This window comes from Corynebacterium sp. AOP40-4SA-5 (assembly GCF_052377355.1).
GTDB lineage: Bacteria > Actinomycetota > Actinomycetes > Mycobacteriales > Mycobacteriaceae > Corynebacterium.
The window spans coordinates 178,962-198,897 of sequence record NZ_JBQSWS010000003.1; the positions used below are offsets into that span (position 1 = coordinate 178,962).

Genomic DNA, 19,936 nt, shown 5'->3' on the forward strand with positions numbered 1-19,936 from the left:
CAGGCCTGTCAGACCGTTCAGACCCCGGCGGGGGTGTCCGCCGTGTCGGTGCGGTGGCGTTCCCGCAGTACCGCGGTCACCAGCAGGATCGCACCGCAGATGATGAAGGCTGCGACCTGGATCAGCCCGGCCAGGGCGGACAGGTCGTAGAAGACCAGTTTTGCCGTGGCGAGCAAGGCCAGGGCCAGGCCGACCGCACCGTTGTCCCGGGCGAGCATCATCACGCCCAGGCTCATCCAGGTCACCGACATCACGAGGTGCCCGGCCATGAACGCCAGGTCCCCGGTGCTGAAGGTCATGAAGATCAGCGGGATCGCCGAGCTCACGACGATGAGCAGGACGGCGGCGAGACCGACGATGATCTCCTTCGTCGCTCCCAGCACCCCGGCCGACCGCAGTATCAGCGCCCCGGGCACCGCCAGCAGGACAAGCACCGGCCATGTCAGGATCGGCGAGGCAGGTGTGTCGAACCACGCGGGTGCCACCCGGGGCAGGCAGTAGGCGAGGGTCAGGATGAAGACGGTCCACACCAGGGTGACCGGCAGCCTGTCGGCCAGGACGATCAACGTCGTGGCGATCGCCAGCAGGACGATCATCCACACCATCGCCTCCACCGAGTAGATGTCCATCTGGCGGGTGGCGACCACGATGACGAGGCCGGCGACGCCGCAGCACAGTGCACACCGCAATCCGCCGGCCACGGTCGGTGGATTCTGGTCACCGTCGACCGGTCGCAGTGCGGCCCCGGTGACTGCAGCGCCGACGACCGCGAAGGCGGTGGTGGCACCGGCGATCACCAGGCAGGCCACGACGCCACCGGTCAAGCCGAGGTCGCTGTCGTCGTCGCCGGAGGACGACACGAGGAGCATCACGGGCAACAGCGAGACAGGGATCCACCGGGAGAACACCGACAGTGCCGTCGGCTGCAGCGGCGGCGACAGGGACAGCCACGCCATCACCAGCACCCCGACGAGACCGCTGACGGCCAGCGCCGTGTGCTGGCCGCCGACGTCGAGGACGAGGAGTCCCAGGACGTAGACCGCGGCCGATGTCCCGGACGCGGCGGGCCACGGGCGGTGCCATGTGGTCGTGGCGCCGAGCAGTCCCAGGACGATCAGCGCGAGAGCGTCGAACCGCGTCGTCGCCGTGACGTCGAGCAGGTAGATGATCGCCGGGGTGAGGAACACCGTGCCTGCCGCCACGAGGATCACGGCGAGCGGTTGGCGTCCCCACGCCCAGGCGGTGAACAGGCCTGCCACCGCGAGCGCGGCGACCAGGACGATCCCGGCGGTGGGTGCCAGCCACTCAAGGCCGAACACCAGAACCCAGAGATCGGTGAACAGGCCCAGTACTCCTACACTCAGCAGCGCTGGCGCGGACGGCCCCCGTGGGCTACGACGGTGCACGATGAAGGCCAGGGCGATCAGCGCCAGGCAGATCACCGCTGCACCGGTCACCGCGGTGGCGGGTCCGAGCCAGCCGCGGCTGAACGCCTGGACGGCAAGGAACACCAGTCCGATCACGGTGATGACCGCGCCGAGGATCGAGACCCCGACGGTGATCTTGTCCTTGTCCGCCATGTACGACGCCACGGGGCCGGGGGCGGAGGCAGAGGCGTTCGGGAAAGGACGGTGCGGGACGGCCGCAGTCGGGTACGGATGCCGTGCGGGGTGCTGGATCGGTGGTTGCTGTACTGGTTGCTGCCCGGCAGGTGGCCCGGCAGGCCAGGCCTCGGGGCGTGGCTGCTGTTGCGGCGGGGGAGAGGTGCCCGCAGGCGCCCCCGGATGCTCGGCGTACGTACGGTGCTCTGGGGTCTCTGGGTTGTCTAGGCTTTCGAGTCTGCCGAGGACTTCGGAGGCGATGCGGACGGTGTCCCGGTGTGCGATCTCAGACCTCCGCAGCGACTCGCGTAGGTCTTCCCCCAACCTCCCCAGGTCAGCTCGTGAACCATCCGGTGTGGAAGTTCCATTCATACGCTTTAAGCTAGCAGTGTTCGCCGCGGGGCAGGAGGACTTGTTTCCCGTCCGGGGTACTGCTATGGTCGTGTGCACTACCGCCTGTCAATGATGGCAGGCTGCAAGTGGAGTCTCTCCCACCTGAGACCGCCTTCGTGCAGGGCTCGGGTCAACGAACGGTCGTCGTGTCCACCACAACGTGTGTGGATCGACGGCCGTCCGAGGTGCGGTGCCTGTGCGCCGCCCGGGGGGATTGCGCTCGCAGTACGCGGTACACGTTTCTACCACTGCTACTGAGGAGTTCTCATCAGCGCACAAGCTCGCATAAACGACCGGATTCGAGTTCCCGAGGTCCGACTCGTCGGTCCGGGGGGCGAACAGGTCGGTATCGTCCGAATCGACGATGCACGCAAGCTGGCCTATGACGCCGACCTCGACCTCGTCGAGGTGGCACCGAACGCAAAGCCGCCCGTGTGCAAGATCATGGACTTCGGCAAGTTCAAGTACGAACAGGACCAGAAGGCTCGCGAGGCTCGCAAGAACCAGCAGCAGACCGTGGTCAAGGAGCAGAAGTTCCGCCCCAAGATCAGCGACAACGACTACGAGACGAAGAAGTCCAACGTGGTTCGTTTCCTGGAGAAGGGGTCGAAGGTCAAGGTCACGATCATGTTCCGCGGCCGTGAGCAGTCCCGCCCCGAGCTGGGCTTCCGACTGCTCGAGCGACTCGCCGAGGACGTGCGTGAGTACGGCGTTGTTGAGACCCGGGCCAAGCAGGACGGTCGCAATATGACGATGGTGCTGTCCCCCGTCCGCAAGGGCAAGAAGTAGCACCTCCGACGTCGGTCGGCACCCATTCACGAAGAAGTTAAGGATCCACGATGAAGCAGAAGACCCACAAGGGCACCGCCAAGCGCATCAAGGTCACCGGTTCCGGCAAGCTGCGCCGCGAGCAGGCCAACCGCCGTCACCTCCTGGAGGGCAAGCCCTCCAAGCGCACCCGTCGCCTCAAGGGCACCGAGGACGTCGCTCCCGCCGACGTCAAGCGCGTCAAGCGCCTGCTGGGCAAGGCTTAAGCCTTCCTGCCCGTCTCGACTCGAATCCCGTAATTCCCGGGAACCGAGGGAACAACCTCCGGTGCCCGAACATCAAGAAGCCAGAAGATAAGGACGTCCCACCATGGCACGTGTCAAGCGCTCAGTGAACGCGAAGAAGAAGCGTCGCGAGATCCTCAACGAGGCCTCCGGCTACCGCGGCCAGCGCTCCCGCCTGTACCGCAAGGCCAAGGAGCAGGTCCTCCACTCGAAGACCTACGCCTTCCGCGACCGTCGCGCACGCAAGGGTGAGTTCCGCAAGCTGTGGATCCAGCGCATCAACGCCGCCGCCCGTGCGAACGACATCACCTACAACCGTCTGATCCAGGGCCTGCGTCTCGCCGGCATCGAGGTCGACCGTAAGAACCTCGCCGAGATCGCCGTCTCCGACGCCGCTGCGTTCACCGCCCTGGTCGACGCCGCCAAGGCCGCCCTCCCCGAGGACGTCAACGCCCCCGCGTCCAACTAAGGACCTGCGGCGGTAACGCCGAACGTTTCACCGCGCCCGCCGGTATCGTGCATTTCACGACGCCGGTCGGCGCGGTTTCGTGTATCCACGGCAGGTTGGGGGAGCGGGGCGTTTCATGTCCGGGGTCGGCGCTAGAATCTGGAGCCATGACTTCACTGCCCTCCGCGCCTTCGCCCGCACGCCCCCTCGCCTCCGACTGGCGGACCTGGATGGGCGATGAACCGTTCACCGAACGCACCCCGCGCATCGTCAACGCCGCGAAGCTGCACCGCGCCCAGGCGCGCCGCAAGGCAGGACGCTTTGTCGCCGAAGGCGCCAACGCGGTGACCTCCGCCCTCGCCCACGGTGACGTGGTCGAGGTGTACCTCACCGAGCAGGGCCTGGAGGCCGTCGGCGGCGAGCTCGACCGGCTCACCGCCGAGCGTGAGGTCATTCGGGAATCGGACGCCGACGGCGACGGCCCCGTCGGCGAGGCCCGTGGCGTGCGCGTCCACCTGATCACCGACCGCGCGGCCAGGGCCCTGTCGGAGTCGGTCACCCCCACCGGCATCTTCGCGTTGTGCACCACCTGCGTCACCGACCTCGACGGGCTGGCCGAGCGTGCGCTGCACGGCAGCATGCTCGCCGTGCCCGTGGAGACGGCGGAACCGGGTAACGCCGGTGCGCTCGTCCGCGTCGCCGACGCCACCGGCGCCGCAGGCGTCGTCTTCGCCGGCTCCAGCGTCGACCCGCAGGGCGGCAAGGCCGTCCGCGCCTCGGCGGGTTCGGTCTTCCACCTCCCGGTGGTCCGGCACACCGGCGTCGCCGAGGTCATCGACCAGCTCCACGAGTGGGGCTACACCGTCCTGGCGACCTCCGGTGAAGGGGACGTCTCCCTCGACGACGCCGCCACCGCGCAGGACGGACCGGCGTTGCTCGCCGGCAAGGTCGCCTGGCTGTTCGGCAACGAGGCCCACGGTCTCGGCGACTGGCAGGACCTGGCCGACGTGAGGGTCTCCATCCCCATGGCGGGCATGGCGGAGAGCTTCAACCTTGTCACCGCCGCGGCGATCTGTCTGTACGAGACGGCCCGCGTCGCCCGCCGGGGCTGAGGTCCGCGGTGTTCACGTCCCCGACACCCCGCAGTGGTGGGGGTCATTGGTATTATCTTGAGTCGACTCCAAAAGGGATCGACCGGGACAAGATTGAGTGCGAGGTGCGCTAGGTGGCTGACGACATCGACATGAGTGAAGCCGGGTTGGACGCTGCGGCTGAGGCCGCGGAGAAGGCGTTCTCCGCGGCGGGGAACCTCGACGAGCTGGCCACGTTGCGGCGTGACCACCTCGGCGACGACGCCCCCGTGCCCGCGGCCCGGCGCAACCTCGGCTCGCTGCCGAAGGACCAGCGCAAGGACGCCGGCCGGCTGGTCAACCAGGCGCGCGGACGTATCGAGAAGGCCTTCGCCGCGGCGAAGACCGTGCTCGAGGAGCGGCGCAACGCAGAGGTTCTCGCCGCCGAGCGTATCGACGTCACCGAGCCGACCACCCGTGGCCAGCGTGGCGCGCAGCACCCGATCACCATCCTCTCCGAGCAGATCGCCGACATCTTCGTGGGCATGGGCTGGGAGATCGCCGAGGGGCCGGAGGTCGAGGCGGAGTACTTCAACTTCGACGCCCTGAACTTCCTGCCGGACCACCCGGCCCGCACGCTGCAGGACACCTTCCACGTCGGGCCCGAGGGCTCCGGCCAGGTGCTGCGTACCCACACCTCCCCGGTGCAGGTCCGCACGCTGCTGGAACGCGACGTCCCAGTCTACATCGCCTGCCCCGGCCGGGTGTTCCGCACCGACGAGCTCGACGCCACCCACACCCCGGTCTTCCACCAGGTGGAGGGGCTGGCCGTGGACAAGGGCCTGACGATGGCGCACCTCAAGGGCACCCTCGACCACCTGGCACGCACCCTCTTCGGTGAGGACGCCACCACCCGCATCCGCCCGAACTACTTCCCCTTCACCGAACCCTCCGCAGAGGTCGACGTGTGGTTCCCCAACAAGAAGGGCGGCCCGGGCTGGATCGAGTGGGGCGGCTGCGGCATGGTCAACCCCAACGTCCTGACCGCCATGGGCGTGGACCCGGAGGTCTACTCCGGTTTCGCCTTCGGTATGGGCATCGAGCGCACCCTCCAGTTCCGCAACGGCCTTCCGGACATGCGTGACATGGTGGAGGGCGACGTCCGCTTCACCGAGCCCTTCGGCATCCGTGGCTGATTCCGCAGCAGAACCCCGCACCAACCCGTACCACCTAGAGGAACCGAGCACCCGTCAATGCTGATCTCACAGTCCTGGCTCACCCGCCTTCTCCAGACCTCCACCGCGCCGTTCTCCGTGCCCTCCGAGGAGCTGGACGCCGGCTTCGTGCGCGTCGGCTTCGAGACCGAGGGCTACGAGCGCATCGCCGAGACCACCGGGCCGCTCGTCTTCGGCCGGGTCGCCTCCATCGAGGAGCTCGAGGGGTTCAAGAAGCCGATCCGCTACGTGGACGTCGACGTGGCCGACGCCAACGGCACCGGCGAGCTGCAGCACATCATCTGCGGTGCGCGGAACTTCCGCGAGGGTGACATCGTCATCGTCTCCCTGCCCGGTGCGGTGCTGCCCGGCGGGTTCGAGATCAGCGCCCGCGAGACCTACGGCCGCACGTCCGAGGGCATGATGTGCTCCGCCGCCGAGCTGGGCCTGGCCAAGGTCCAGACCGCCGGCATCATCGCCATCCGTGGCGACGAGGCGCAGGACGCCCGGATCGCCGTGGGCGCGGACGCCCGCGAGTTCCTCGGCCTCGACGACACCGTCTTCGACGTCAACATCACCCCGGACCGCGGCTACGCGCTGTCCGCCCGCGGCCTCGCCCGTGAACTCGCCAGCTCCTTCTCCCTGACCTTCCGCGACCCGGCGAAGGACCCGGCGGCCGCCGCGCTGCCGACCGACCTGCTCGCCGGTCTGCCGCAGGGCACCGGGCGAGGCGATCTGCCGGAGGTGACCGTCGACGAGGCCACGAAGTGTGCCCGTTTCGGCATCCGAAAGGTCGTCGGCGTCGACCCGGCCGCCGAGTCCCCCTACTGGCTGCAGCGTGAACTGCTGCTGTGCGGTCAGCGTCCGGTCAACGCCGCGACGGACGTGACGAACTACGTCATGTTCCTGCTCGGGCAGCCGATGCACGCCTTCGACGCCGACCGCATCACCGGTGACCTGCACGTCCGCCTCGCCCCCGAGGGCAGGACGATCACCACGCTGGACGGTGTGGAGCGCACCCTGTCCGGTGAGGACGTCGTGATCTCCGACGCCACCGGCATCCAGTCGATGGCCGGGGTCATGGGAGGTTCGACCTCCGAGATCTCCGCCTCGACCACCAGCGTGTACTTCGAGGCCGCCTTCTTCGACCAGATCACCGTGGCCCGTACCTCGCGTCGCCACCGCCTGTCCTCGGAGTCCTCGCGTCGTTTCGAGCGTGGCACCGACCCGGCGGTCATCGAGGCCGCCCTCGACTTCGCCGTCGCCCTGCTGACCCGCATCGCCGGTGGCGAGGTCGTCGCCGGTGTCAGCCTGGTCGGTGAGGTTCCCGCCATGCCGGTGATCGACATGCACACCTCGCGTCCGGGCAAGACCGCCGGGATGATCTACCCGACCGGCACCACCGTCTCCCGGCTCACCGAGGTCGGCTGCACGGTCCGTGAGACCGGGGAGCGCGACGCGAACGGGGCCAAGGCCATCGAGGTCACCCCGCCCACGTGGCGTCCCGACCTCACCATGCCCGCCGAGCTCGTCGAGGAGGTGCTGCGGCTCGAGGGGCTCGACAAGATCCCCTCGATCGTGCCCACCGCCCCGGCCGGACGTGGCCTCTCGCCGCGCCAGCGGATGCGCCGTTCGGTCGGTCACGCCCTGGCGTGGAACGGCTACGTGGAGATCCTGCCCAGCCCGTTCATCGCCAACGACGTCTTCGACGTCTGGGGTCTGGACGCCGACGACCCGCGCCGCTCGGCCGTCCGCGTGCTGAACCCGCTGGAGAGCGACGTGGCGACCATCGGCACGAGCCTGCTGCCGTCGATGATCGACTCACTGCGCCGCAACATCACCCGCGGTCAGCACGACGTGGCCCTCTACGGTGTCGAGCAGGTGACCCTGCCCACCGAGGTCTCGGGCACCTCGCCGATGCCCTCGGTGGCGCAGCGCCCCTCCGAGGACGAGGCGGCGACACTGCTGGCGTCACTGCCGTACCAGCCGCTCAACGTCGCGGTCATCGCCGCGGGCGACCGCGTCCTGCAGGGAACCTGGGGTGCCGCCGAGCCTTTCGAGGCGTCCGACGTGCTGGAGGCGGCGACGGTCATCGCCCGCGCCGCCGGCGTCGAGGTCACCCTGCGCAACGCGGAGTACCTGCCGTGGCACCCCGGACGCTGCGCCGAGATCGTCGTGGGTGGCGCAGGCGAAGCGGCGTGGGAGACCGTGGTCGGCCACGCTGGTGAGCTGCACCCGCAGGTCTGCGAGCGGGCCGGTCTGCCGAAGCGGACCGTGGCGCTGGAGATGAACCTCGACGCGTTGCCGCTGGCGGAGTCCTTCCCGCGCCCGGTGCTCTCACCCTTCCCCGCGGTGAACCAGGACGTCGCCGTCGTCGTCGACGAGACGACCCCGGTCGCCGACGTGGAGGCCGCGCTGGTCTCCGGTGCCGGAGAACTGCTGGAGCACATCCGGTTGTTCGACGTCTACCACTCCGACGCCCTGGGCGAGGGCAAGCGGTCGCTGACCTTCACCCTGCGCTTCCGCGCCGCCGACCGCACGTTGACCGAGGACGAGGCGTCCGAGGCACGCGGCGCGGCCGTGGACGCCGCGGCGACCGCCGTCGGCGCGACGCTGCGCGGCTAGACCGCGCGGGGCAGGGGGGCGTCCTGCATAAAAACCGGATTCGTGCATAACTTGCGCTCGTGGTCGTGCGGGTGCATACTTGCACGATGATATCCATCGCAGTCGCAGGCGCCAGCGGGTACGCCGGTGGCGAGGCCCTCCGCCTCCTCCTCAACCACCCCGGCCACGGCCGGGACTTCCGGATCGGCGCACTCACCGGTGCGTCCAATGCCGGCCAGCGCTTCGGGGACCTCGTCCCCGGCCTGCCGCAGCTCGCCGACCGCACCGTCGAGGAGACCACCAATGAGGTCCTGGCCGGCCACGACGTCGCCATACTCGCCCTGCCGCACGGGGTGTCGTCCTCCCTCGACCTCGGCGACACCGTGGTGCTGGACTGCGGCGCCGACCGGCGGTTGACCGACAAGGCCGACTGGGACGCCTACTACGGCGGCGACTACCCCGGCAGCTGGCCCTACGGCATCCCCGAACTGCCCGGCAACCGCGACACCATCGCCGCGGCGTCCGGCGTCGCCGTGCCCGGCTGCTTCCCGACCGGGGCCACCCTGGCCCTGCTGCCCGCCATGGTCGCCGGCCTGATGAGCCCCGAGGTGTCCGTCGTCTCCGTCACCGGCGTCACCGGCGCCGGCAAGAAGCCCGCCGTCGCCCTGCTGGGCGGGGAGACGATGGGCAACGTGCGGGCCTACAAGGTCGGCACGCACCGGCACACCCCGGAGATCGCGCAGAACATCCGTCGCGTCCTGCCTGGTGGTGGTGCCGCTGGGTCCGGTGGCGCGAAGGTCACCTTCACCCCGGTCCTGGCACCGCTGGGGCGTGGCATCCTGACCACCGTCACCGCCGCCGCGAACGGCAGCGCCGCCGAGTTGCGCGCCGCCTACGAGGACTACTGCGCCGACGAACCCTTCCTCCACCTGCTTCCCGAGGGCGAACAGCCCGAGGTCAAGAGTGTGGTCGGAACCAACATGGCGCACATCCAGGTCACCGTGACCGACGGTGTGGTGGTCGCCACCAGTGCGATCGACAACCTGACCAAGGGCACCGCCGGCGCCGCCGTGCAGTGCCTCAACCTGATCCAGGGCTGGTACGAGACCGCCGGCCTGCCGATGGCCGGACTGTAGGAGAACAACGGACATGAGCGATACCTTCGACCCGAACGACTCCGCGACCTTCCCGGACCACATCACCGAGCCCCGGGACACCGAGCCGGAGAACGCCGTGGAGCAGACCACCGAGGCCCTCGGCGTCACCGCCGCCGCCGGCTTCCGCGCGGCCTCGACCACCGCGGGCATCAAGCCGTCCGGCAACCCGGACATGGCACTCGTCGTCAACGACGGCCCCGAGTACACCGCCGCGGCGGTCTTCACCCGCAACCGGGTCGTCGCCTCGCCGGTGAAGCTCACCCGCGCGAACAACGACGGCACCTTCCACGCGGTGATCCTCAACGCCGGCAACGCCAACGCGTGCAACGGCGCCCAGGGCGACGTGGACGCCGCGGCCACCGCCGACGCCGTCGCGGAGCACCTCGGCGTGGCGTCCTCCGAGATCGCCGTGTGCTCCACCGGCCTGATCGGCGACACCCTGCCGATGGACAAGATCCTGGCCGGCGTGGAGACCCTGACCGGCCAGGTGGGGGACGACCGGGCGCAGTCCCCGGAGGCGGGCACCGCCGCCGCCGAGGCGATCATGACCACCGACCTGGTCAGCAAGCAGGCCGTGTACCACGGCGACGGCTGGTCCCTCGGCGGTATGGGCAAGGGTGTGGGCATGATGGCCCCCTCGCTGGCCACGATGCTGATCGTGCTGACCACCGACGCCCACGTCGAGGACCCGGCACCCGCGCTCAAGGCGTCCAGCGAGGTCACCTTCGACTGCGTCGACATCGACGGTTCCACCTCCACCAACGACACGGTGATCCTCATGGCCAACGGCGCTTCCGGCGTGACCCCCGACGACGTGGAGTTCCGCGCCGCCGTGCACGCCGTGTGCCTCGACCTGGCGCGCCAGCTCCAGGCCGACGCCGAGGGCGTGACCAAGCGGGTGGCGATCACCGTCACCGGCACCGACTCCGACGCCGAGGCGAAGACCGCCGCCCGCGTCCTCGGGCGCGACAGCCTCTTCAAGTGCGCCATGTTCGGCTCCGACCCGAACTGGGGACGCACCCTCGCCGCCGTGGGCATGGCGCCGGTGGCCATGGACCCCGACGGTATCTCGGTCAGCTTCAACGGCCACCCCGTCTGCGTGGACTCCACCGGCGCCCCCGGGGCCCGGGACGTGGACCTCTCCGGCGAGGACATCGACGTCCTCGTCGACCTCGGCACCGGGGGAGAAGGCAAGGCCACGGTCTGGACCACGGACCTCTCCCACGACTACGTCCACATCAACTCCGCCTACAGCTCCTAGACGACGAGGGAAACACCATGACCGAACCTGACCCCGAGAAGGTCGTCTACCGCGGCGCCACCGACCTCGACCCGGCGACCCGGGCGAACGTGCTCGCCGAGGCACTGCCCTGGCTGCTGCACTACCGCGACAAGATCGTGGTGGTGAAGTACGGCGGCAACGCCATGATCGACGAGGAACTCAAACAGGCCTTCGCCGCCGACATGGCCTTCCTGCGCTCGGTCGGCGCCCACCCGATCGTGGTCCACGGCGGCGGCCCCCAGATCACCGAGATGCTGGAGAAGGTCGACCTGCCCGGCGAGTTCGTCGGCGGGTTCCGGGTGACGACCCCGGAGACCATGGAGTACGTGCGCATGGTGCTCTTCGGCAAGGTCGGACGCGAACTGGTGAACCTCATCAACCAGCACGGCCCCTTCGCCGTGGGCACCTCGGGGGAGGACGCCGGCCTGTTCACCGCCGTCAAGCGCACCGCCACGGTGGACGGGGTCGAGGTCGACCTGGGCCGGGTCGGCGACATCTCCCACGTCAACGCCGAGGTGCTGATGGACCTCATCGACGCCGGACGCATCCCCGTCGTCGCCCCCTTCGCCCCCGACGAGGACGGGCTGGTCCACAACATCAACGCCGACACCGCGGCCGGCGCGCTGGCCGCCGCCGTCGGCGCGGAGCGCCTCGTGGTGCTCACCAACGTGGAGGGCCTGTACACCGACTGGCCGGACAAGAGTTCCCTGGTGTCCAGGATCGCCCCGGACCAGCTCGAGAAGATCCTGCCGGACCTGGACTCCGGCATGATCCCGAAGATGGAGGCCTGCCTGTCCGCCGTGCGCACCGGGGTCTCCGCGGCACACGTGATCGACGGACGTGAGCGCCACTCCGTGATCCTCGAGCTCATGACCGAGGGCGGCATCGGCACGATGATCGCCCGTGACGACTGGGAGTCGCCCCATGCCTGAGAACGACACGAAGAACTGGAAGTCCGGCTGGAAGTCAGCCTGGGAGTCCGCGGTGATGCCCACCTACGGCACCCCGGAGATCGAACTGGTCTCCGGCTCCGGCGCGCGGGTCACCGACGCCGACGGCCGGGAGTACATCGACCTGCTCGCCGGCATCGCGGTCAACGCCCTGGGCCACGCCCACCCGGCGATCGTGCAGGCCGTGAGCGACCAGATCGCCACGCTGGGGCATACCTCGAACATCCACGCACACCCGCAGGCCATCGCGCTGGCCACCGCCCTTCAGGGCCTCATCGCCCCGGACGCCCAGGTGTTCTTCTCCAACTCCGGCGCCGAGGCCAACGAGGCGGCGTTCAAGATCGCCCGGCTCACCGGACGTGGCCGCGTGCTGGCCGCCGAACACGGGTTCCACGGCCGTACCATGGGTGCACTCGCGCTCACCGGCCAGCCGGACAAGCGGGCACCCTTCGAACCGCTGCCCGGCGGCGTGGAGTTCTACCCCTACGGGGACATCGACGCGCTGCGTTCCCTCGTCGAGCAGGACGGCCTGGTGTCTGACACCGCGGCGATCTTCCTGGAGTCGATCCAGGGGGAGACCGGCGTGGTGCCTGCACCCGAGGGTTTCCTGCGTGACGTCCGCGCCCTGTGCGACGAGTACGGGATCCTCATGGTCGTGGACGAGGTCCAGGCCGGGATGGGACGCACCGGACAGTGGTTCGGCTACCAGGTCGAGGACGTCCTGCCGGACGTCGTCACCCTGGCCAAGGGGCTCGGCGGCGGCCTGCCCATCGGCGCCTGCGTCGCCGCGACCCCCGCCGCCCAGCTGCTGGCCAAGGGCCAGCACGGTTCGACCTTCGGCGGCAACCCCGTGGCCTGCGCCGCCGGCAACGCCGTGGTCGACACGATCCGTTCCGAGAACCTTCTCGAGCACGTCGTCGAGATGGAGAAGCTGGTCCGCGCCGAACTGGAGCCGCTGGACACCGTCTCGCACATCCGCGGACGCGGCCTGATGCTCGGCGTGGTGCTCACCGAGGCCCACCCCGGGCTCGTCGGTCAGGCACTGGCCGCCGGACTGCTGGTCAACCAGCCGGCGCCGGACGTCCTGCGTCTCGTCCCCCCGTTGACCGTCACGGAGACCGACCTCCGTGAATCCCTCACCACCATCAAGGAGCTGCTGTCATGACCCGTCACTTCCTCGCCGACGACGCGGTGACCGTCGCCGAACAGGCCGAGATCCTCGACCTGGGTATGGAGATGGTCCAGGACCCCTACCGCACGAGCCTGCGTAACAAGTCCGTGGCCGTGCTGTTCGACAAGACCTCGACCCGCACCCGTTTCTCCTTCGACGTGGGCATCAACCAGCTCGGCGGACACCCCGTCGTGGTGGACTCCGGCAAGTCCCAGATGGGCAAGAAGGAGTCCTACCAGGACACCGGCGCGGTGCTCTCCCGCTTCGTGGACGCCGTGGTGTGGCGTACCGGCGCGCACCAGAACCTGCACGACATGGCGGAGACCGCCACCGTGCCGATCATCAACGCGCTGTGCGACGACTTCCATCCCTGCCAGATCCTCGCCGACCTGCTGACCATCCGTCAGCACAAGGGGGAGCTCAAGGGGCTCAAGGCCGTCTACCTCGGCGACGGGGCCAACAACATGGCCAACTCCTACATGCTCGGTTTCGCCACCGCCGGGGTGGACATCACCATCGCCGCTCCGCAGGGCTTCCAGCCCGAACAGCGTTTCGTCGACCGCGCGCAGGCCCGTGCCGACGAGACCGGTGCCACGCTGACGGTGACCGACCGACCGGACGTGACCGGTGCGGACGTGGTCATCACGGACACCTGGGTGTCCATGGGCATGGACGCCGACCGCGACACCGAGGCGCTGGCGCCCTTCCAGGTCACCGCCGAGATGATGGCGACCGCCGACAAGGACGCGGTGTTCATGCACTGCCTGCCCGCCTACCGCGGCTACGAGGTGGCCGCCGAGGTGATCGACGGTCCGCAGTCGATCGTCTTCGATGAGGCGGAGAACCGGCTCCACGCACAGAAGGCGCTGCTGGAATGGCTGCTGCGCTGAACAACCCGAACGGACCGAACAACACGGGGCCGCTGACCCGCTCGGCCCGGCAGGGACTGATCTCGCGCCTGGTCGAGGGCCGTCGTGTGACGAGCCAACGCCAGCTGCTGGACCTGCTCGCCGACGAAGGGGTCGACATCACCCAGGCCACGCTGTCCCGCGACCTGGTGGACCTCGGGGCGCGCAAGGTGCGCTCCGAGGGGCAGTCGGTCTACAGCCTCGGCTCGCCGGACGGGGAGATCCCCGCCGACGGCCCGGCACGCCTGCGCCGCATCCTCGTGGAACTCCTGGTGGGCACCGACCACTCCGGCAACACCGCGGTGCTGCGCACCCCGCCGGGCGCGGCGCAGTACCTCGCCAGCGTGATCGACCGCTCGGAGCTGCCGGAGGTGGTGGCCACCATCGCCGGTGACGACACCGTCTTCGTGCTGGCGAGGGACCCCGTCGACGGGCGTGCCCTGGCAGAGCACCTCCACGAGATCTCGGTGTCGCCGGCCCCGGCGGTTCTGTCCCCACCGGCCGTGGACGACCACGCACCAGATAGACTTGACCCAACGCAACCCTCATCCGAAAGGACCGACGAACAACATGACTGACCGCGTCGTACTCGCTTACTCCGGTGGCCTCGACACCACCGTCGCCATCCCCTACCTCAAGCAGATGACCGGCGGCGACGTCGTCGCCGTCTCCATCGACCTCGGCCAGGGCGGCGAGGACATGGAGTCCGTCCGCCAGCGCGCCATCGGCGCCGGTGCGGTCGAGTCCATCGTCGTCGACGCCCGTGACGAGTTCGCCGAGGAGTACTGCCTCCCGACCATCAAGGCGAACGCGATGTACATGAAGCAGTACCCGATGGTCTCGGCGATCTCCCGCCCGCTGATCGTCAAGCACCTCGTCGAGGCGGCGCAGCAGCACGGCGGCACCCACGTGGCCCACGGTTGCACCGGCAAGGGCAACGACCAGGTCCGCTTCGAGGTCGGTTTCATGGACACCGACCCGTCCCTGAAGATCATCGCCCCGGCCCGCGACTTCGCCTGGACCCGCGACAAGGCGATCGCCTTCGCCGAGGAGAACAACGTCCCGATCGAGCAGTCGGCGTCCTCGCCGTTCTCCATCGACCAGAACGTGTGGGGCCGTGCCGTGGAGACCGGGTTCCTGGAGGACCTGTGGAACCCGCCGACGAAGGACCTCTACGCCTACACCGAGGAGCCGTCCCTGGGACAGGCCCCCGACGAGGTCATCATCTCCTTCAAGTCCGGCAAGCCCGTGGCGATCGACGGCCGTGAGGTCACCGTGCTGCAGGCGATCGAGGAGCTCAACCGTCGTGCCGGTGCGCAGGGCGTGGGCCGTCTCGACATGGTCGAGGACCGCCTGATCGGCATCAAGTCCCGCGAGGTCTACGAGGCCCCGGGTGCCCTGACCCTGATCCGTGCCCACGAGGCGCTGGAGGACGTGACCATCGAGCGCGAGCTGGCCCGCTACAAGCGCGGCATCGACGCCGAGTGGTCCAACCAGGTCTACGACGGACTCTGGTTCTCCCCGCTGAAGCGTTCCCTGGACGCCTTCGTCGAGTCCACCCAGGAGCACGTGACCGGCGACATCCGCCTGGTCCTGCACAACGGTTCGATCGTGGTCAACGGGCGTCGCTCCGACTCCTCGCTCTACGACTTCAACCTGGCGACCTACGACACCGGCGACACCTTCGACCAGACCATGTCGAAGGGCTTCGTGGAGCTGCACGGCCTGTCCTCCAAGATCGCCAACAAGCGCGACCGCGGCGGGAAGTAAGGACATATGACCGACAAGCCGACCGAGAAGCCGATCGAGAAGCACGGCACCAACGAGGGCGCACTGTGGGGCGGCCGGTTCGCCGGCGGACCCACCGAGGCGATGGCCGCGTTGAGCAAGTCGACGCACTTCGACTGGGTGCTGGCCCCCTACGACGTGCTGGCCTCCACGGCGCACGCCAAGGTGCTGCACCGGGCCGGGCTGCTCTCCGACGAGGACCTGGCCACGATGCTCGACGGGCTCACCCGCCTGGGTGAGGACGTCGCGTCCGGCGCCTTCGGTCCGGACGCCGGCGACGAGGACGTCCACGGCGCGATGGAGCGCGGGCTGATCGACCGGGTCGGCCCGGAGGTCGGCGGTCGGTTGCGTGCGGGTCGTTCCCGTAACGACCAGGTCGCCACGTTGTTCCGCATGTGGGTGCGCGACGCGGTGCGTGAGACCACCGACGGGGTGCTCGACGTGGTCGACGCCCTGGTCGCGCAGTCCCAGGAGAACCCGGACGTGGTGATGCCGGGCAAGACGCACTTCCAGGCGGCACAGCCGGTGCTGCTGGGACACCAGCTGCTGGCGCACGCGCAGCCGTTGCTGCGCGATGTCGCCCGGTTCCGTGACCTGGACAGGCGTCTGGCCGTGTCCCCGTACGGCTCCGGCGCGCTGGCGGGTTCCTCGCTGGCGCTGGACCCGGAGGCGATTGCCGCGGACCTCGGTTTCGACTCCGCCGGCGACAACTCGATCGACGCGACGAGTTCGCGCGACTTCGCCTCGGAGACCTCCTTCGTGCTGGCGCAGGTCGCCGTGGACCTGTCGCGTCTGGCCGAGGAGATCATCGCCTGGTCGACCCCCGAATTCGGCTACGTGACCCTCGCGGACGAGTGGTCGACCGGTTCGTCGATCATGCCGCAGAAGAAGAACCCGGACGTCGCCGAGCTGATGCGTGGCAAGACCGGCCGGCTCATCGGCAACCACACCGGCCTGCTGGCCACGCTCAAGGCACTGCCGTTGGCCTACAACCGTGACCTGCAGGAGGACAAGGAGCCCATCGTCGACTCGGTGGCGCAGCTGCGGCTGCTGCTGCCGGCGATGGCCGGGCTGGTCGGCACGCTGACCTTCCACCCGCAGCGTCTGCGCGAGCTCGCTCCCGCCGGGTTCACCCTGGCCACCGACCTCGCCGAGTGGATGGTCCGCCAGGGTGTTCCCTTCCGCGACGCCCACGAGGCGTCCGGTCAGTGCGTGCGCATCGCCGAGAGCAGGGGAGTGGACCTGGTCGACCTCACCGACGACGAGCTGTCCGGCGTGCACCCGGGGCTCACCCCGGAGGTCCGCGAGGTCCTCACCGTCGACGGTGCGGTGGCATCGCGCTCGACCCGCGGCGGCACCGCCGGCGTGCGGGTCGCAGAGCAGCTCGGACGCGTCGAGGACGCGGTCGCCGACGCGCGGGTGTGGACGGGGACACCGCTGCGCTGATAGCGTCCGGTGTCATGAACACCATGTACGCCGTCAACTACACCGCCGCACGGCTCCGGTCCGCCGGAGTCGTCGGTGGGTGCACACGGTAACGCGCGTCGTCGCGCGTCACCCGGGGGAAGTAGACAACGCCAACAGGCGCACCCGCCGCTCAGCCAGTCCAGCCGGGCGGCGCTTTCGGCGTGCCCGGAACACGTCCCGGACGCAGGTCCACACCAGGACCCGTCGGGACAGCTTTTCCGCGGAGTGTGCATTTCCTTGCCTACCTACAGGCCCAACAACGGTCGTCACGAGAACGGCCAGAACTACCTCGTCAACGACGCGACGATCAGGAAGGTCGTCGGACTCGTCCACCGAGATGACGGCGATGACAGAGTTGACAGAGATGACAGAGGCGACACCGTCGAGATCGGTCCCGGTCACGGTGCGCTGACGTTCCCGCTCCAGGACCGGGTCCTGCGCGGCGGAGGCGGCGGGTCGCTGACCGTCGTCGAGATCGACCCGGACAACGTCCGGTGGCTGGAGCAGAGACTGGACCCGGCCGTCCACATCGTCGAGCAGGACTTCCTCGAGTTCCTCCTGCCCGACTCGCCGTACCGCATCGTGGGCAACCTGCCGTTCCACCTGACCACGGCGATGCTGCGACGGGTCCTGCATGCTCCGGGGTGGACCGATGCGGTGGTGATCACCCAGTGGGAGGTCGCACGGCGACGCGCCGGTGTCGGTGGCGCGACGATGATGACGGCGCAGTGGTGGCCGTGGATCACCTTCGACCTCCACGGACGGGTGCCCGCCGGGCACTTCCGTCCGCGTCCGACGGTGGACGGGGGAGTGCTGGTGATGAGTCGACGGCGCGAGCCTCTCCTCGACGTCCGGGACCGTGCACGCTACCGTGCCTTCGTTCATGGGGTCTTCACCGGGAAGGGCCACGGGATCAGGCAGATCCTGGTCCACGCGTCGCGGCGACGCGGGCCCGGCGGCATCCGCGGCCGTGGCGTGCGGGACGTGCAGGACGCACTGCGTGAAGCGGGTGTGCCGGACGCTGCACTGCCCAAGGAGCTGGACGCCACGCAGTGGGTCAGCCTGTTCACCACCCTGTGCGGACGGGGGCCGCGAATGCGGATAGACTGAGCGCATGATCGATTCCCGACTTCTCGAGATCCTCGTGTGCCCCCAGGACAAGCAGTCCCTGGAGGTCCACGGTGACTATCTGGTCAACCCACGGCTGAGCGTGGCCTATCCGGTGCAGGACGGCATCCCCGTCCTGCTCGCCGACGAAGCCGTCAGCTGGCCGCTGACCGGTATCTAACTCCATCACGGGAAGTACAGAAGGAACCACAGGAATGACCGACAACACCAACATCCTCGACGAACTGCAGTGGCGGGGCCTCGTCGCACAGTCCACCGACCTCGACGCCCTCCACGAGGAGCTCGACACCCCGACCACCGCCTACGTCGGCTTCGACCCGACGGGCCCGTCGCTGCACGCCGGGCACCTGGTGCCGCTGCTGATGCTGGCGCGTCTGCAGCGTGCCGGGCACACGCCGATCGTCATGGCCGGCGGTGCCACCGGCATGATCGGAGACCCGCGCGACGTCGGGGAGCGCACCATGCTCTCGGTCGACGAGGTCGCAGCGAACGTCGAGCGGATCAAGAAGCAGCTCGCACGGTTCGTCTCCTTCGAGGGGGACAACGCCGCGATCCCGGCGAACAACATCGAGTGGACCGAGAAGATGACGGCCATCGACTTCCTGCGTGACCTGGGGAAGAACTTCGGCCTGAACACGATGCTCGCCAGGGACACGGTGAAGCGTCGCCTTGAGTCGGACGGGATGAGCTACACCGAGTTCTCCTACATGCTGCTGCAGGCCAACGACTTCGTGGAGCTGCGTCGCGCGCACGACTGCCGGCTGCAGATCGGTGGATCCGATCAGTGGGGCAACATCGTCTCGGGTGTCGACCTGAACCGTCGGCTGGACGGGGAGACCGTCCACGGCCTCACCGTCCCACTGGTCACGGACTCGGAGGGACGCAAGTTCGGTAAGTCCACCGGTGGCGGCAAGCTCTGGCTCGACCCGGAGATGACCAGCCCGTACAGCTGGTACCAGTACTTCCTGAACGCGGCGGACGCCGACGTGATCCGTTACCTGCGTTGGTTCACCTTCCTCGACCAGGTCGAGCTGGACCGGTTGGCGCAGGAGGTGGCTGAGCGACCGTTCAAGCGGGAGGCCCAGCGGGTGCTCGCCCGTGAGATGACGTCCCTGGTCCACGGTGACGAGGCGGTGGCGAAGGTCGAGAAGGCTGCGGAGGCACTCTTCGGTAAGGCAGAACTCGCCGAGCTCGACGAGCAGACCCTGGGAGGTGCACTGTCGGAGACCGAGGTCGCCGAGGTCGCACCGGGGACCGGGGTCGTGGGCCTGTTGGTCGCCACCGGACTGGAGAAGTCGAAGGGTGCTGCTCGCCGGACGATCGGTGAAGGTGGTGCCTACGTGAACAACGTGCGCGTCTCCGACCCGGAGTGGGCACCGGGTTCGGAGGACCTCCTGGCCGGTGACTGGCTCGTGCTGAGGAAGGGCAAGAAGCGCTTCGCCGGCGTGCACGTCGGCTAGAACATCCCTTCCACGGAAGGAGAAATGGCCCCGCAACCCGCTGACCAGCGAAGTTGTGGGGCCATCGGCATGTGTGTAGATTAATGCGAGTCAGCGAGACACCGGGACACAGTCCGGGTGGTGCTGGCACGAGGTGCACACTTCATCGGCTGTTAACCGCCGGGTTGCGTACTCGCAACGTGATGGTGTACCTTGAATCTCAGCCGCAACGGCGTCCCCTTGATTCTTCTTGGTGGGTTAGTT

General features: G+C 68.9%; 17 protein-coding genes and 1 pseudogene. 17 read left to right on the plus strand and 1 reads right to left on the minus strand.

Going from position 1 to position 19,936, the window contains the following annotated elements; genetic code table 11:
• Window positions 1-17 precede the first annotated feature (17 nt).
• A complete protein-coding gene (locus ACT3S3_RS03065) occupies window positions 18-1,580 on the minus strand; it encodes a hypothetical protein (protein ID WP_441588248.1) in 1,563 nt (520 codons plus the stop codon).
• Between the two features lie 681 nt (window positions 1,581-2,261).
• Here ACT3S3_RS03065 and infC point away from each other — a divergent pair.
• From infC to tyrS, 17 genes and pseudogenes are all read left to right on the plus strand, one after another.
• Window positions 2,262-2,783 (plus strand): translation initiation factor IF-3, encoded by a 522-nt coding sequence (infC, locus tag ACT3S3_RS03070; protein WP_301441943.1) that lies wholly within the window; start codon window positions 2,262-2,264, stop codon window positions 2,781-2,783.
• A 50-nt stretch (window positions 2,784-2,833) separates the two neighbouring features.
• A complete protein-coding gene (rpmI, locus tag ACT3S3_RS03075) occupies window positions 2,834-3,028 on the plus strand; it encodes a 50S ribosomal protein L35 (protein ID WP_075815429.1) in 195 nt (64 codons plus the stop codon).
• 103 nt (window positions 3,029-3,131) lie between these two features.
• Complete coding sequence (gene rplT, locus ACT3S3_RS03080) at window positions 3,132-3,515, plus strand: 50S ribosomal protein L20 (protein ID WP_301441933.1); 384 nt, start codon at window positions 3,132-3,134, stop codon at window positions 3,513-3,515.
• A gap of 146 nt (window positions 3,516-3,661) precedes the next feature.
• Window positions 3,662-4,606, plus strand: a complete 945-nt coding sequence (locus ACT3S3_RS03085; RefSeq protein WP_441579219.1) for a TrmH family RNA methyltransferase — start codon at window positions 3,662-3,664, stop codon at window positions 4,604-4,606.
• A gap of 131 nt (window positions 4,607-4,737) precedes the next feature.
• Window positions 4,738-5,760: a phenylalanine--tRNA ligase subunit alpha gene (gene pheS, locus ACT3S3_RS03090; protein ID WP_301441941.1), complete on the plus strand. Its 1,023-nt coding sequence runs from the start codon at window positions 4,738-4,740 to the stop codon at window positions 5,758-5,760.
• A 57-nt stretch (window positions 5,761-5,817) separates the two neighbouring features.
• Window positions 5,818-8,403, plus strand: coding sequence for a phenylalanine--tRNA ligase subunit beta (gene pheT, locus ACT3S3_RS03095; protein WP_301441932.1), 2,586 nt, complete (start codon window positions 5,818-5,820; stop codon window positions 8,401-8,403).
• A gap of 86 nt (window positions 8,404-8,489) precedes the next feature.
• Window positions 8,490-9,518, plus strand: a complete 1,029-nt coding sequence (gene argC / locus ACT3S3_RS03100; protein ID WP_444626189.1) for an N-acetyl-gamma-glutamyl-phosphate reductase — start codon at window positions 8,490-8,492, stop codon at window positions 9,516-9,518.
• Window positions 9,519-9,531: 13 nt separating this feature from the next.
• On the plus strand, window positions 9,532-10,800 hold the full coding sequence (gene argJ, locus ACT3S3_RS03105; protein WP_301441930.1) for a bifunctional glutamate N-acetyltransferase/amino-acid acetyltransferase ArgJ: 1,269 nt from the start codon (window positions 9,532-9,534) through the stop codon (window positions 10,798-10,800).
• Window positions 10,801-10,817: 17 nt separating this feature from the next.
• Entirely contained in the window at window positions 10,818-11,753 is a 936-nt protein-coding gene (gene argB / locus ACT3S3_RS03110; protein ID WP_301441929.1) for an acetylglutamate kinase, read from the plus strand.
• Window positions 11,746-12,936 (plus strand): acetylornithine transaminase, encoded by a 1,191-nt coding sequence (locus ACT3S3_RS03115; protein ID WP_301441928.1) that lies wholly within the window; start codon window positions 11,746-11,748, stop codon window positions 12,934-12,936. The genes argB and ACT3S3_RS03115 overlap by 8 nt, the downstream gene beginning before the upstream one ends.
• Window positions 12,933-13,832 carry an ornithine carbamoyltransferase gene (gene argF, locus ACT3S3_RS03120; RefSeq protein ID WP_301441927.1) on the plus strand — a complete coding sequence of 300 codons (900 nt, stop codon included), beginning with the start codon at window positions 12,933-12,935 and terminating at the stop codon, window positions 13,830-13,832. The genes ACT3S3_RS03115 and argF overlap by 4 nt, the downstream gene beginning before the upstream one ends.
• Window positions 13,817-14,305, plus strand: a pseudogene (locus ACT3S3_RS03125) (arginine repressor); the annotation flags it as partial. The gene argF and the pseudogene ACT3S3_RS03125, both read left to right, overlap by 16 nt.
• Window positions 14,306-14,420: 115 nt before the next feature.
• Window positions 14,421-15,620 (plus strand): argininosuccinate synthase, encoded by a 1,200-nt coding sequence (locus tag ACT3S3_RS03130; RefSeq protein WP_301441925.1) that lies wholly within the window; start codon window positions 14,421-14,423, stop codon window positions 15,618-15,620.
• A gap of 33 nt (window positions 15,621-15,653) precedes the next feature.
• Window positions 15,654-17,084, plus strand: a complete 1,431-nt coding sequence (argH, locus tag ACT3S3_RS03135; protein ID WP_301441940.1) for an argininosuccinate lyase — start codon at window positions 15,654-15,656, stop codon at window positions 17,082-17,084.
• A 258-nt stretch (window positions 17,085-17,342) separates the two neighbouring features.
• Window positions 17,343-18,215, plus strand: coding sequence for a 23S ribosomal RNA methyltransferase Erm (gene erm / locus ACT3S3_RS03140; protein ID WP_301441924.1), 873 nt, complete (start codon window positions 17,343-17,345; stop codon window positions 18,213-18,215).
• A 4-nt stretch (window positions 18,216-18,219) separates the two neighbouring features.
• Complete coding sequence (locus ACT3S3_RS03145) at window positions 18,220-18,393, plus strand: Trm112 family protein (protein ID WP_301441923.1); 174 nt, start codon at window positions 18,220-18,222, stop codon at window positions 18,391-18,393.
• Window positions 18,394-18,427: 34 nt separating this feature from the next.
• A complete protein-coding gene (gene tyrS / locus ACT3S3_RS03150) occupies window positions 18,428-19,693 on the plus strand; it encodes a tyrosine--tRNA ligase (RefSeq protein WP_301441922.1) in 1,266 nt (421 codons plus the stop codon).
• The last annotated feature ends 243 nt before the right edge of the window (window positions 19,694-19,936 follow it).

What these genes read in the sequence shown, in the direction of transcription:
- pheS (WP_301441941.1), top strand. Translation starts at nt 4,738, where the DNA reads ATGAGTGAAGCCGGGTTGGACGCTGCGGCTGAGGCCGCGGAGAAGGCG.
- ACT3S3_RS03115 (WP_301441928.1), top strand. Translation starts at nt 11,746, where the DNA reads ATGCCTGAGAACGACACGAAGAACTGGAAGTCCGGCTGGAAGTCAGCC.
- argC (WP_444626189.1), top strand. Translation starts at nt 8,490, where the DNA reads ATGATATCCATCGCAGTCGCAGGCGCCAGCGGGTACGCCGGTGGCGAG.
- ACT3S3_RS03085 (WP_441579219.1), top strand. Translation starts at nt 3,662, where the DNA reads ATGACTTCACTGCCCTCCGCGCCTTCGCCCGCACGCCCCCTCGCCTCC.
- ACT3S3_RS03065 (WP_441588248.1), bottom strand. Translation starts at nt 1,580, where the DNA reads ATGGCGGACAAGGACAAGATCACCGTCGGGGTCTCGATCCTCGGCGCG.
- argB (WP_301441929.1), top strand. Translation starts at nt 10,818, where the DNA reads ATGACCGAACCTGACCCCGAGAAGGTCGTCTACCGCGGCGCCACCGAC.
- tyrS (WP_301441922.1), top strand. Translation starts at nt 18,428, where the DNA reads ATGACCGACAACACCAACATCCTCGACGAACTGCAGTGGCGGGGCCTC.
- ACT3S3_RS03130 (WP_301441925.1), top strand. Translation starts at nt 14,421, where the DNA reads ATGACTGACCGCGTCGTACTCGCTTACTCCGGTGGCCTCGACACCACC.
- rpmI (WP_075815429.1), top strand. Translation starts at nt 2,834, where the DNA reads ATGAAGCAGAAGACCCACAAGGGCACCGCCAAGCGCATCAAGGTCACC.
- argF (WP_301441927.1), top strand. Translation starts at nt 12,933, where the DNA reads ATGACCCGTCACTTCCTCGCCGACGACGCGGTGACCGTCGCCGAACAG.
- rplT (WP_301441933.1), top strand. Translation starts at nt 3,132, where the DNA reads ATGGCACGTGTCAAGCGCTCAGTGAACGCGAAGAAGAAGCGTCGCGAG.
- pheT (WP_301441932.1), top strand. Translation starts at nt 5,818, where the DNA reads ATGCTGATCTCACAGTCCTGGCTCACCCGCCTTCTCCAGACCTCCACC.
- ACT3S3_RS03145 (WP_301441923.1), top strand. Translation starts at nt 18,220, where the DNA reads ATGATCGATTCCCGACTTCTCGAGATCCTCGTGTGCCCCCAGGACAAG.
- argJ (WP_301441930.1), top strand. Translation starts at nt 9,532, where the DNA reads ATGAGCGATACCTTCGACCCGAACGACTCCGCGACCTTCCCGGACCAC.